Below are 13,014 nucleotides of genomic sequence, written 5' to 3'. Positions count from 1 at the left end.
CTGTGGCAATTGTGGAAATTCCCGTAGTTGCAGAAACGCCGGAACCCGAACCTGTGGTAATTGTGGAAATTCCCGTAGTTGCAGAAACGCCGGAACCCGAACCTGTGGCAATTGTGGAAATTCCCGTAGTTGTGGAAACGCCGGAACCCGAACCTGTGGCAATTGTGGAAATTCCCGTAGTTGAGGAAGAACCCACGCCGGAACCGATTGTGGAACAAACTATAGCAGAAGAACCTCCTCTTGTAGAGGAAAAACCTGCCGTTGTCGTCGAAGAACCCACACCGGAACCTTTAGTTGAAGATCAACCGAAATGGGTTAATACTTTAGCAACGGAAATTTTATTCAATGCTGAACCGACCAGTGCTAGTAAAGTTGAAGTGGTGATTGATTCTCCCACAACTTTCTCCTATGATTCTGTTAACCAATCTGTACAACCTATGAAAGAAGAAATTATCGCATTTTTATCCGAACTTCCCGAAAATTTAGGAAGTTTCTTTAAAGATTACAAACGTCCTTTAACCACGGTCGGTTTAATTGTTGCCTTCTTGATCACCTTCAAGATTTTAGTGGGATTAGTAGAAATTATTAATGAAATTCCTCTAATTAAACCCACTTTTGAAACCGTTGGTTTAGGATATTCAGCTTGGTTTATTTATCGTTATCTCCTCAAAGCAGATAATCGTAAAGAAATCAGTGCAGATTTTAATACCCTCAAAGAAGAAATCCTGGGTAAAAAATCATAATAAAATAGTTCTAACAATGACTAATGCCACTCTCAAAAACTTAGCATTGGGCGTTGTGATGGTGACGGTTGGGTTATTACTGTCTCGTTCAGTTGAAGCTCAACCGTTTAACGGCGCATCGACCCCCATGTTTGAAAATATTACCCTCAGTCCTCAATTCAGCCCTAACCCCCTGCTGATTCGCGGATTAAGTGGAGGGCCAACTTTAGCCAAGGATATCACCGGACGAGAACAAACCGAAACCGGAACTTGTCAAGGTTATGTGGATCAAAAACCCGATCATACGATAATTTTAACCACTTTTTTTGATTATTTACAACTTCAAGTCCAAAGTAGCGAAGATACAGTTTTAGTGATTCGAGGGCCGGGGGGAAGTTGGTGTAATGATGATGGTAAAGACATGAATCCTAATATTGAGGGTCAATGGTTATCGGGAAAATATGAAATTTGGGTAGGGTCTTATAAAACTAATGCTTATCACCCCTATGTGATTTCAATTACGGATAAAAAATAGTTAGAAAAGCAAAAAGGGAACACTGGAAAAAGAAGTATTTTTTGGGTAAATTCAAGATTAGGAAATAGAGTAAATACTGGACAAAAGTTTTTTGAAAAACCTAGTTTATTGTTCTCGTTATCGGTAAAGAAATTATTAAAGCCGGGGAAAAATATTTAGAAGTGCCTGTTTTGGGGAGTATTCCCGAAGCAAAATCGGGGACATTACAAATCATGGTCGGTTCGCCTTAAATCAATTAATTGCAATCTAACGACGAAAATTTCCTTGGGCTTTCGTTCCATCTGCTAGAATAACATCACACATATTATTTTTTTCATTTCTGTTCCTGTTAAATTAGCACCTGTCAAATAGTCTAAATGCCTTGATCAGTATGAATACAAATGAACTCAACTCTGAACAAAATGCGATCGCTAGTCACATAAAAGGGGCAATTTTGGTACTAGCCCCAGTTGGTACAGGCAAAACTCGTGTTTTAGTAGAGCGAGTTCTATCTGCCATAAATGGGGGTATCTCTCCTGAAAAAATTCTCTGTCTAACGTTTACGAATCGCGCGGCTCTGGAAATGAGAGAGCGACTCTCTCAATATTGTCCAGAACAATTTCCTAATCTGACAATTAAAACCTTTCATGGTTTGTGTACCTCTATATTAAGAATTGAGGCTCGTCCGCTTGGGTTGCCAGCAGATTTTATCATTTATGATGATTCAGATTGTAGAGAATTAGTCAAGGAAATTTTTGATTTATCTGATGATCAGGAAGCCAAAGATTTATTCGCTGATTTAGCTAAGTGTAAAATACAAGCTAAAGAAGTCGAGTTATCCCTAAACTATTCATTAGAAAAATTGTATGCTCCAATGGGAGCTAAGTGGGCTAAATATGCTGCTAAGTATCAAATTGTCTTACAAAAACGTCATGCTTTAGACTTTGCCGATCTGGTGTTTTATCTTCGGGGGATGTTGTATTGGGAACCTGAAATGAGTGAACGTTGGGCAAATCAATTTGATTTTATGCAAGTTGATGAAGTTCAAGATACTCATCTTTCTGAGTACAGTATAGTTAAACATTTGGCATCTAAAAGTGGCAATCTAGCGATGATTGGGGATTTAGATCAGACTATTTATGAGTGGAGAGGCTCTGAACCAGATAATGTAATTGCCCAATTCAAAAGCGATTTTAATCCTACAAAATATTCATTAACATGGAATTATAGAGCCACACAAACGCTTTTAAATGCTGCTTCTGGGTTCGCAGATTCCTTTGAAAATCGAAAAACTAAGATTACACCTGCACCTAATTGTGAATTAGGGGAATTGATTCAAGTCCATTTAGCCAGAAATGAACAAGCAGAAGCAGAGTGGATTGGTAGACAAATCCAGAAATTAGCAGGTAGTCAAAAGGATTTTCTCTATAGTCGAGTAGCAATTCTTGCCCGCAATCATAAACGTACAGAAGTCGTTAGTAAAATATTGGATAGCATGAATATTCCCTGTGTTACAGTTGAGCGATTTCAATTTTTTATGCGGCAAGAAGTTAAAGATACGCTTGCTTATTTACGCTTGATTTTAAACCCATTTGATACAGGTTCAATGCGTCGAATACTTCTCCGTCCAAGTCGCGGTATTGGTGAGGCAACTATTAAGGGTGTAATTGATGATGGAAAGGCTTGTGGTTTTAGCTTAACAGATATGGCATTGAGCCAAACTTTTATTAATGGTGATCCATTTAGTGAACTACTAAAAGCCTATTCATCCAGTACAATAGTTGTCTTTGATGTCGAAACAACGGGATTATCAGTTAGTCAAGATGAGGTTGTAGAAATTGCTGCTATCCGTTTGGTGAATGGGAAACATCAAGATGATTTCCATGCTTATATTAAAAATACTGTTAGTGTCAGGGATTCAGAGCGAATACATGGACATAGTGATATCTTCCTAGCAGAAAATGGTAAACTTGCCAAAGATATTTTTTATGAATTCTTCGAGTTTGTTGGTAATGCCATGTTGGTTGGACATAATGTAGGTTTTGACATCAAAATGGTGACTGCCCAATCTCAAAAAGCTGGCATAATCGCACCACAACTTAAATACCAGGATACTTTGGACATATCAAATCGTTTTATTAAATCTGAAAATTACAAATTAGAAACATTAGCAGAACTTTTGAATCTTGCACACCTGCCTACTCATAAAGCAATGGATGATGTGCTAACTACAATTGACTTGTTAGCAGTGTTAATTCCACTTGTTGAGCGTAGAGTAGATTATCGTCAAGCATTGGTGTATCGTTATGGAGAAGAATTTGAAGGACTTGCTGAACAAATAGATAACTGGCGCGATGCTAGTCAAACTATGCGCCCTTGGGAATTACTAGATCGGCTAATTGTGGATTCTGGACTTTACGGCTATTATCAATCAGAGGAAAAGCGACAGCAAAATATTTTTAGGCTGGTGCAGCTTTTTCGAGAAAAGGACGATCTCAATTTACACCCTGATACGGCTTTACGCAGCATCATTGAGTTTACTGCACTTGCTAAAAATTTAGATCAAGTCTCCCAAAATGACAATCAAGTTCCGATTATTACTGTACATCAGTCCAAAGGTTTGGAGTTTGATAGTGTTTTCATTGCTGGAGTGACAGAGAATGAGTTTCCCAGTTATTTTAGTGTTCGTGATAATAATTTAGAGGAGGAGAGACGATTATTTTATGTGGCAATGACGAGGGCAAAACAAAGGCTATTTATCTCAGCTTACTCAAAAGATTCTAAAGATTTTTCAAAGTCTCGTAGTGAATTTATTAACCAAATACCCAAAGAATATATCAATGACCAATAACACACCTAACTATCGTAGTTTTCATCCTTTTATTGCAGATGCCTATACTGCCGTACATCAGTGGCTTAATAAGACGGTTCCAGAGGCCAATGGTTATAAAAAAATAGACCCTCGTGGTCAATGGAAAGATATTCTTCATAAGGAAGATTGGAAACATACAGCTTTTCAATATTATTATCTTTTTCCATCACACTATTTTAAGGCTGCTCATACTTTAGAGAACATTGTTGGAGAAGACAAGCTAGAAGATTGGCTGAGACACAAACAAAGGATGTGTGTATTAGATGTAGGCTGTGGAGCAGGAGCAGGCTCTGCTGCTTTTTTAGAAGCAATTCTTCAACTGAAAGAAAGAGGGAAAATCACAAATAAAGTTGATGTACTTTTTATTGGCATTGATCCAAGCGTATATGCAATAGGTCTTTATCACCAGCTAATGTCAAGCATAAAAAATTATAGCTCTGATTCCATAAACTTAGATTTTAAAATTATTTGTCATGGCTTTCCTAAAGCTACTGGTGATATAAACAATTATTTAAAAAAGGAGGCTTTATTACGTCAAGTTCCGTTTTCTAATGTGTTGGTAATGCAGCTTAACGTTATTTCTCCTCTAAGTCAGAATTATAGAGATCAACAAAAAGATTATGAGCAACTCAGAAAGCTTGGGATTCCAATAGATGATTCAATCACGGAAGGGAAGGAGGTATTTGGAGAAGCGGAAGCAGACGCTTATAGAAGGCTTGTCGAAGATGTTCCAATTGATGTGATGCACATTCTGACAATTGGAACTAAAAATATAGAAAAGTATGTGCAAATTGGCACAGATAGCACAAAAACTTTAGAAGAAAGAATAAAAGAAATGGCAGATGCTCTTAATCAAATTGTTGGCAACCGTCATATAATTGAGCAAATTGCCGCAGGCAACTATCATGTTTTTTATGATAACCCTTACAATAGTTATTGGAGGGATAAAAATAGAATAAGCTACGATACAGACTTTTATGCTGATTTTCAAAGAATAATTAGTGCTGACTTAACAGAAGATAAAGATTGGAATGCGGTTATAAGTTTAGAAAATCTCAGGTCAGCTTGGGCAAAAGCACAGCATAATCTTCGGGGTGAATCGCTATATGATGAGACTGAAATCCGCTTATTTGACATGAATATAGATCATAGATTAGATGTTTTGCAAAAGCAATTATATGCTTATGCCAATGATGTAGCCTTGACTAATGAGATGATTTGTTATAAATTCCCAAAGAATAATTCAACTACTCGTCCAAGAGGGCTTTCACGTTTTGAAGAAGAAATTTTATCGGTAGCAATAGTTCAGAATTTAGGCGATAGATCTTCTAAACTTAGAGGAAGTAGCTATGCTTATAGAATTTCTAATGGAAAAAGAGATACAGAGTATCTTTATGAATATTGGTTTAGTGCCTATTGTTATTACATGAAAAAAGCGCGTGCTAGTGCAAAAAACTATCCTAATGGAGCAATTATCAGGGTAGATATTGAATCATTTTACACGAGAATTATCCAATCTCAATTATGTAATGAACTGTCTAAAGAACTAACAGAAAGTCAACGGATACGTTGGCTGATTCGACTATTACTTTCTAAGAATATTAATGAACATGAGGTGGGACAAGGAATAACACAAGGTAGCATTGGCTCTGGTTTCTATGCAAATATCTATTTGACCCCAATAGATGTAAAATTTGGACATGGTAATCAGTGGGCAGTGGAGTTTCATCGCTATGTAGATGACATGATTTTTGTCATCCCAAATCCAGATGATATGACTCAAATTGAAAATGTTCTTAATGAAGAGTTACAGAAACTTGGCTTGAATCTTAATGAGGGTAAAACAGACAGAATTTACAAAATGTCTGAATTTTTAGATCAGTCTGAAGATGATACTTTATTAGAAAAACTGAGTGAACGTTTTAACGGTATTATTTATCTACTGTGGATTCTGAACTCAGAACATAGAGCCATTTTAGCAAGTTCACATCATAATGATCAACTATGGTGGCACTATATTAAATGCTATCAACAATGCCTAAAATCCATAAGGATTTATACACAAGATCGGGAACTTAGCCGAAAAATATACAAATATTTATTTAGTCAAAAAAGCCGAGAAAGAGATTTAGTAAAACAAAAAGAAATTTTTGGTTTAGAAGGAGAATTGAAATCTACACGAACCCCAGATAGTGAATCCTTTGATGTAATCCTCCAATGGGCTGCTTGTTTCACAAGCTCTAACAACGAGTGGAATGAAAACAGAAATAAATTGCGTAAAGAACTGATTGATCTATTTAATAATAGTTGGGAAGAATTACGCAAATACAATGGTAATAATTTCAATGAAGTACGGAAACTTCAAAGATATATCCGTTTTGCTTTGAATAGACTTTCTGTATTAGGACTTGAGGATATACTTCCAGCCCTGATGGAAATTTTACGGGAGTCTTTTTGGGTTATTCGAGATCCATTAAGTGTGCTAGAAAATATAGCAAGGCAGGGTTTTCTTGCTGAGGTAAGAAGTTTACTTACATATTATCAAAATTCCCAGCAATCAGTTGAGTACATGAAGGCAATAACGATTAGAGCAATGAGATTTTTGCCTAATATTGATGCTCAGGAATGGGAAGTAATAGTTGAATTTGCCACAATTTCAGGTGAATCAGTTACCGTTGCTGAAAAGCTTATGGCAACTGAAACTTGGCTATATTTAGGTCATAAATATAGCGAGTTTAAACAGAACCGTCATATTGAGGCAGTTAAAAATGCTCTGCGAGCTATACCTGCTCCACCGAGCAGATTAGAGAAGAACTATCTCTTAATCTTGGGAGAGTTTGAGCCAAATGCAGTACAAGAATTCTCTGTTAATGTAAACGATCCTATGCTTGTTGAAGCACGAGATATTGCCCTTCAAGGTAATACATCTGAAATATTTGACTTGCCAGAGCTTAAAATTCTTCGGGAAAATTACTATAGTGGTCGGGGTTCAGCGGATAGTGAGGAAGATCCATTGACTTAAAGAAGTACGATCAGCTAGTTCTTTAATCTCATTCGGTAACTGTCGATAGTAATACCAGAAATCGGGGGTTGCACGATATTTCACGGATCGGTACAACGTCCTTCCCGTAGGTGTTGCAGTGCTTGTTTAGCCAGCCCATCGAGCCGACCTGCTGCAACATCTTCTTCAAATTGCCGATCCCATATTTCTGCATCAAATTCTGCAAACCACACCCGGAAAGCGGCTAGTTCCTCTTTCGTTAATTGACTGACAGCACTTTCAATCTCCTGCAAATTACTCATATACTTAAAGTAAATTCAGTAATTAGGAATATAGCTAATTGTACCACTATTCATCCAATAGGGAATAGATTAAATCTCCAACGTTGTACCAATGCAGATGTTCAGAAACCCGGTTTCTCTTTCCAAATTTAATCGGTGTTATAATCCAAATATTCTAATTAATGAGTACCACCCGAAGCAACAATGTCAAGAGAAAATATAGCAACCGTTGTTAAAATCATAGAATCTCTTACAGATGCTCAACAGCAACAGCTTATTGAGCATTTACGAAAATATATTAGAGATATAAAAAATAAAAACGCCGATTTTGAAGATGAATTGCAGTGGGATCAATCTTTTCAAAAAAACCAAAGCAAGTTAGTCGCAGCAGCAAAACTGGCAAAACAACAAATTGCTCAAGGACAAGCACAACCAATGGACTATTAGCAATTTAGACAAAAAATTTTTGAGAAACCTAGTTTCTTGTTCTAGTTACTGATATAAAATACCCCTTACCGATCAGGTAAGAGGTAAGAAAAAAAGATCAATTTATCACTCTTGAACAGTTAACAATTCCAGGGGTAAACGTTTAAAAACTAATCGTTCGTTTTCGATATCCACAAAAATTGTATCTCCATTCACAAATTCACTGCGAAGAATTGCCTTAGCAATAGGTGTTTCTAATTCCCGTTGAATTGCCCGTTTTAACGGCCGAGCACCATACACCGGATCATAACCGACTTCTGCTAAGAAATCTAAGGCAGAATCCGATAATTTTAACGTCATTTTCCGTTCGACTAAACGTTTCGATAAACGTTCAACTTGCAGACAAACAATTTGTCGCAATTCGGATTTTTGTAAGGCATGGAAAATGATCATTTCATCAATTCGGTTCAGAAATTCCGGTCGGAAACTTGCCCGCATTGCTTCTAATACCCGACTCCGCATTTCTTCATATTGGGAATCAGAACCCGATACATCTAAAATATACTGTGAACCCACATTACTGGTCATAATAATAATGCTATTTTTGAAATCAACAGTATGACCCTGTGCATCCGTAACCCGCCCATCATCAAGGATTTGCAACATTATATTAAACACATCGGGATGGGCTTTTTCGATTTCATCAAACAGAATTACCGTGTAAGGACGGCGACGAATTGCTTCGGTTAATTGCCCTCCTTCATCATAACCAACATACCCCGGAGGCGCCCCAATTAAACGGGAAACCGCGTGTTTTTCCATGTATTCCGACATATCAATTCGCACCATCGCTTCTTCGGTATCAAATAAATAGGAAGCCAAGGCTTTTGCTAACTCCGTTTTCCCGACTCCTGTGGGGCCGAGAAAGATGAAACTGGCGACGGGACGGTTGGGATCAGATAACCCCGCTCTTGACCGTTGAATGGCATCAGCAACGGCCGTTACTGCTTCATCTTGACCGATAACTCGGTGATGTAATTCATCTTCTAAAGTTAGAAGTTTTTGCATTTCCGACTCGACTAATTTACTAATCGGAATTCCTGTCCATTTTGAGATAATTTCCGCAATATCGGCTTCGGTGACTTCCTCCCGCAATAGGGTTTTGCCACTAATTTGAGTATTCTCTAATTGGGCTTCTATGGCTTTAAGTTTTTTCTTGAGTTCTTCCATTTTCCCATATTTTAATTCCGCCGCTCGGTTTAAATCATAGTTACGTTCGGCTTGCTGAATTTCAATATTAACCCGATCAATTTCTTCTTTGATCGATTGAATATCAGTAATCACTTTTTTCTCAGATTGCCATTGGGAACTCAGGCTTTGTTGTTCTTGTTTTAAGGTTCCTAATTCCGTTTCTATCCGTTCTAAACGTTCTAAAGATGCAGCATCGCTTTCTTTTTTGAGCGATAAACGTTCCATTTCTAATTGCAAAATTCGCCGATCAATTTCATCTAATTGTTCTGGTTTAGATGTAATTTCCATCTTTAATTTAGCCGCAGATTCATCGACTAAATCAATGGCTTTATCGGGTAAAAAGCGATCGCTAATATATCGAGTTGATAAGACCGCCGCCGCGACTAAGGCACTATCGGAAATTTTCACCCCATGATGCACTTCATAACGTTCTTTTAATCCGCGTAAAATTGAGATAGTATCTTCAACGGTGGGTTGATCAACATAAACCTGCTGAAAACGTCGTTCTAAGGCGGGATCTTTTTCAAGATACTTGCGATATTCGTCTAGGGTTGTTGCCCCAATACAGCGCAATTCTCCCCGGGCTAACATAGGTTTTAAAAGGTTCCCTGCATCCATCGCTCCTTGGGTTGCACCCGCCCCCACAACGGTATGAATTTCATCAATAAATAGAATAATTGCGCCGTTAGAATCGGTAACTTCTTTTAATACCGCTTTTAAGCGTTCTTCAAATTCCCCTCGGAATTTTGCCCCGGCAATTAACGCCCCCATATCTAAGGCAATTAACCGTCTTTCTTGCAAAGATTGAGGCACATCTCCAGCAATAATTCGTTGGGCGAGTCCTTCAGCGATCGCAGTTTTACCCACACCTGGCTCCCCAATTAATACCGGATTATTTTTAGTTCTGCGGCTTAAAATTTGTATAGTCCGACGAATTTCATCATCTCGTCCAATTACCGGATCAAGTTTTCCTTGGCGGGCGGCTTCGGTTAAATCTCGACCATATTTTTCTAGGGATTCATATTTGTTTTCGGGTGTTTGATCAGTCACTTTATTGTTTCCTCTGATTTGAGTAATAATTGATTTGAGTTTGGTTTCATCTAAGTGAAATTCTTGAAATAAAGCCTTGCCAAAGCGATCATCTTTAGGATAAGCTAAAAATAGATGTTCAACCGAAATAAACTCATCTTTGTATTCTTGACGATAGGCTTCGGCTTTATCCAGCAGAGTGTCTAAACTTCGACCTAAATAAACATTAGCAATTGTCCCAGTTATTTTAGGTTGACGATTAATAAAGCTATCAGTTTTTTCTCGAAACTGACCAACGGATATTCCCGCTTTACTCAGGATATTTTTAGTTAATCCTTCCTGTTCCAGCAACGCTTTCATCAAGTGTTCAGTTTCAATTTGTTGCTGTTGGGATTGTTTGACCAGATCGGGAGTCCGGGCTAAGGCTTCCCAGGTTTTTTCTGTAAACTTATTCGGATCGGTAGGTTGCATATTTATCCTCTACTTTAATGGTAATTAATTGATCGAAAATTAACAATATTAGGAAGGTTCTAAGTTAAAGATTTCCTATAACACTTTTTTACTATACCCAACTCTATTAAAGTAGTTTATCTTATTTTCACGACTTTTTTAGTACGGTTCACCGAAAATTAGGTGTTAGGTGTTCGGAAGTCTCACCAAGAGAAAAAAATATAACAGTTAATCTTAAAATCTGAAGGTTTAATGGAAATTAATATCGGGAAATTGGGACATATTCTCAGCTTATTAAGCTAATTTAGACTTTTTTGGGCTGAAAAGCTATTACAATCCCATTATTCCCGATTTTCGGCTATAGATTAAGAATAGTTCCTAATTTTTAATTATAGTAGAACGCTCGGTTCGACGGGCTAGAAAATATTCAACTTCGGCGATCGTTGTGACCCAGGTTTTTAAGTTCCGATTCCAGGTAAACTCAATACGATGTCTAAGTCTTAATTGAGAGACCCGTTGATGAGAAACTCCTAACATTCGAGCTACATCAGATTGTCTTAACATGGAAATTTTTAACCAAAAATGGGGATATTGATGAACAGTAGGAAATTATTTTATTAATACTACTGTTCATCAGATTTGGCTTGATTCTATCAGGGTTCTCTTGAAAAAAAACAGTATTTATTCGGAAAAATAATTCGGTAAGATCGCACTTTTTCGCAAATTTGCGTAATTTTACTGATCTGATGGAGCAACAAAAAGTGATCCCTCTTTTATAGCAACCGCCAAGGCAGTTAAGACACCAGACGGATCTTGGAACCCAGACGGTAAAGTGTTTCCCCCCTGGTGTTCCCTCCCCCCTAGCCCCCCGTGCACGGGCGGGGGCTGTTCCCTGCTATATCACTATAGGGAAAGTATCCATAAAATTGCCTAAAAATTAATTAATATTATTTTTACTTTTAAATTCCAAATAGTGATTTCATGCGCTCCCTGATCCAGACCAGAGGATTGATCTCTAAATCTTCTTCTTCCGCTAATACTCCCATTTCTCTTAATAGTTGTTGACGTTCAATTAATTCTTGTTTGCGTTCAACTAATTTTTCTGCAATTTGATCCGCGACTTGGGGATATTTAGATAAAAAATAATGAAATACATTTCTATCTACCACAAATAAAATTGTTGTTTCTAAGGTTCTAACCGCCGCCGTGCGGGGGATTCCCATAATTAAAGCTAGTTCCCCAAAGAAGTCTCCCGCTTGTAAATTTCTAATCTGTTTATCGAGTTTTTCTGATAGAATTTCTACGGAACCTGAAAGAATAATATGAAACGCATCCCCTGGATCTCCTTCATGGAAAATAAAGGCTCCAGAAACAACAGTTTCTCGATAACCTTGTTCAATTAATCCTAATATTTCCAGTTCGGTTAACTGTTCAAAATAAACAACTTTTCTTAATAAATCTCGTAGAGATATATGATTGATAGATTCTAGTTCTAACCCTTGAGAATTTTCAATGGTTTGAATCGGAAAAGATTGGGTTTCAACCTCAGAATTAACAGCAGTTGGATGGGAATTGAAAATCATTCTTAGAGCTTCGGGGTTTTTAATCCATAAATCTCTTTGGGGGAGGGGAATAGTAATATTGTTTTTTTTAAAAGCATTTTCAATCATATAGTTTAAAGCACTTTGAATCGGAAGTCTGGCTTTGGGTTGATCAATCCAAACTAAGAGTTCAAAGTTAATACAATCATCTCCAAAATTTCTTAACCAAACTTGAGGAGCGGGATAGGATAAAACCCTAGATTCTTGACGAGCAACGGTTAATAAAACTTCTGTAACTAACACCGGATCACTTCCATAAGCTACGGGAACTTTAATATGAATTCTACTATTAATATTTCCATAACTCCAGTTAATAATATTAGCATTAACTAAACTTTGATTGGGGACAATAATTGAGATTCCATCATTGGTTAAAATTGTTGTAGCGCGAATTGATATTTTTTTAATATTTCCTTCCAAATTATCAATTTCAACATAATCTCCTACTTTGACCGGACGTTCAATTAGCAGGATTAATCCACTGACAAAATTCTGGAATAATCCTTGAAATCCTAACCCAATTCCAATTCCTAAACCCCCGGCTAAAAACGCTAAAGATCGAATATCTAAACCGCAGGCTTGAGGAACAATAATAAACCCTAATGAGATGATAAAATAATAAAAGATTGTTGCGATCGCTTCTCGACTTCCTTCATCAAATCCCCATTTGATCAATAATTTATCCCGTAGCCAGTTTGTCACTAATCTAGCGAAGAAAATAACGACTAATAGTGATATAATTACCGTAATAATTAAACTAACCGAAATTGTGATTTCACCGACTCTAATGGGTTGGGTGAAAATTCTATATAAAAATTGTATAATTTTCTGAAGAATTGTCATAATTATGGTTATCTATTACAAAAA

The 13,014-nt window shown here is 37.1% G+C and carries 10 protein-coding genes; 6 read left to right on the top strand and 4 right to left on the bottom strand.

Annotated features, from left to right (window positions below):
• The 5 genes from AC559H_RS13780 to AC559H_RS13760 all read left to right on the top strand — a co-directional run.
• On the top strand, positions 1–743 hold a 743-nt coding region (locus tag AC559H_RS13780; RefSeq protein ID WP_052349604.1), incomplete at its 5' end, for a CAAD domain-containing protein.
• A gap of 16 nt (positions 744–759) precedes the next feature.
• Positions 760–1,257 carry a hypothetical protein gene (locus AC559H_RS13775; RefSeq protein ID WP_026785674.1) on the top strand — a complete coding sequence of 166 codons (498 nt, stop codon included), beginning with the start codon at positions 760–762 and terminating at the stop codon, positions 1,255–1,257.
• A 107-nt stretch (positions 1,258–1,364) separates the two neighbouring features.
• Positions 1,365–1,487 carry an NAD(P)-binding domain-containing protein gene (locus AC559H_RS13770; protein ID WP_148292287.1) on the top strand — a complete coding sequence of 41 codons (123 nt, stop codon included), beginning with the start codon at positions 1,365–1,367 and terminating at the stop codon, positions 1,485–1,487.
• A 140-nt stretch (positions 1,488–1,627) separates the two neighbouring features.
• Positions 1,628–4,087 carry a 3'-5' exonuclease gene (locus AC559H_RS13765; protein ID WP_026796125.1) on the top strand — a complete coding sequence of 820 codons (2,460 nt, stop codon included), beginning with the start codon at positions 1,628–1,630 and terminating at the stop codon, positions 4,085–4,087.
• Positions 4,077–7,130: an RNA-directed DNA polymerase gene (locus AC559H_RS13760; RefSeq protein WP_026796126.1), complete on the top strand. Its 3,054-nt coding sequence runs from the start codon at positions 4,077–4,079 to the stop codon at positions 7,128–7,130. The genes AC559H_RS13765 and AC559H_RS13760 overlap by 11 nt, the downstream gene beginning before the upstream one ends.
• 80 nt (positions 7,131–7,210) lie before the next feature.
• On the opposite strand, the gene AC559H_RS13755 is transcribed toward AC559H_RS13760, so the two are convergent.
• Positions 7,211–7,411, bottom strand: coding sequence for a hypothetical protein (locus AC559H_RS13755; RefSeq protein WP_026796127.1), 201 nt, complete (start codon positions 7,409–7,411; stop codon positions 7,211–7,213).
• Positions 7,412–7,594: 183 nt separating this feature from the next.
• Between AC559H_RS13755 and AC559H_RS13750 the strand changes: the two genes are divergently transcribed.
• Positions 7,595–7,837, top strand: coding sequence for a hypothetical protein (locus tag AC559H_RS13750; RefSeq protein WP_026796128.1), 243 nt, complete (start codon positions 7,595–7,597; stop codon positions 7,835–7,837).
• 105 nt (positions 7,838–7,942) lie between these two features.
• Here AC559H_RS13750 and clpB read toward each other — a convergent pair whose 3' ends face one another.
• From clpB to AC559H_RS13735, 3 genes are all read right to left on the bottom strand, one after another.
• Positions 7,943–10,567 (bottom strand): ATP-dependent chaperone ClpB, encoded by a 2,625-nt coding sequence (gene clpB, locus AC559H_RS13745; protein WP_026796129.1) that lies wholly within the window; start codon positions 10,565–10,567, stop codon positions 7,943–7,945.
• 357 nt (positions 10,568–10,924) lie between these two features.
• Positions 10,925–11,110 carry a hypothetical protein gene (locus AC559H_RS13740; protein ID WP_026796130.1) on the bottom strand — a complete coding sequence of 62 codons (186 nt, stop codon included), beginning with the start codon at positions 11,108–11,110 and terminating at the stop codon, positions 10,925–10,927.
• Positions 11,111–11,505: 395 nt separating this feature from the next.
• The gene (locus AC559H_RS13735) at positions 11,506–12,990 is read right to left on the bottom strand and encodes a mechanosensitive ion channel domain-containing protein (RefSeq protein WP_026796131.1); all 1,485 of its coding nucleotides are present in this window, start codon (positions 12,988–12,990) and stop codon (positions 11,506–11,508) included.
• Positions 12,991–13,014: the final 24 nt, after the last annotated feature.

It is taken from the genome of Planktothrix prolifica NIVA-CYA 540, assembly GCF_963864145.1.
Taxonomy (GTDB): domain Bacteria; phylum Cyanobacteriota; class Cyanobacteriia; order Cyanobacteriales; family Microcoleaceae; genus Planktothrix; species Planktothrix agardhii.
Note: the sequence above shows the minus strand (reverse complement) of the source record. Positions and strands in the feature narration are given on the sequence as shown.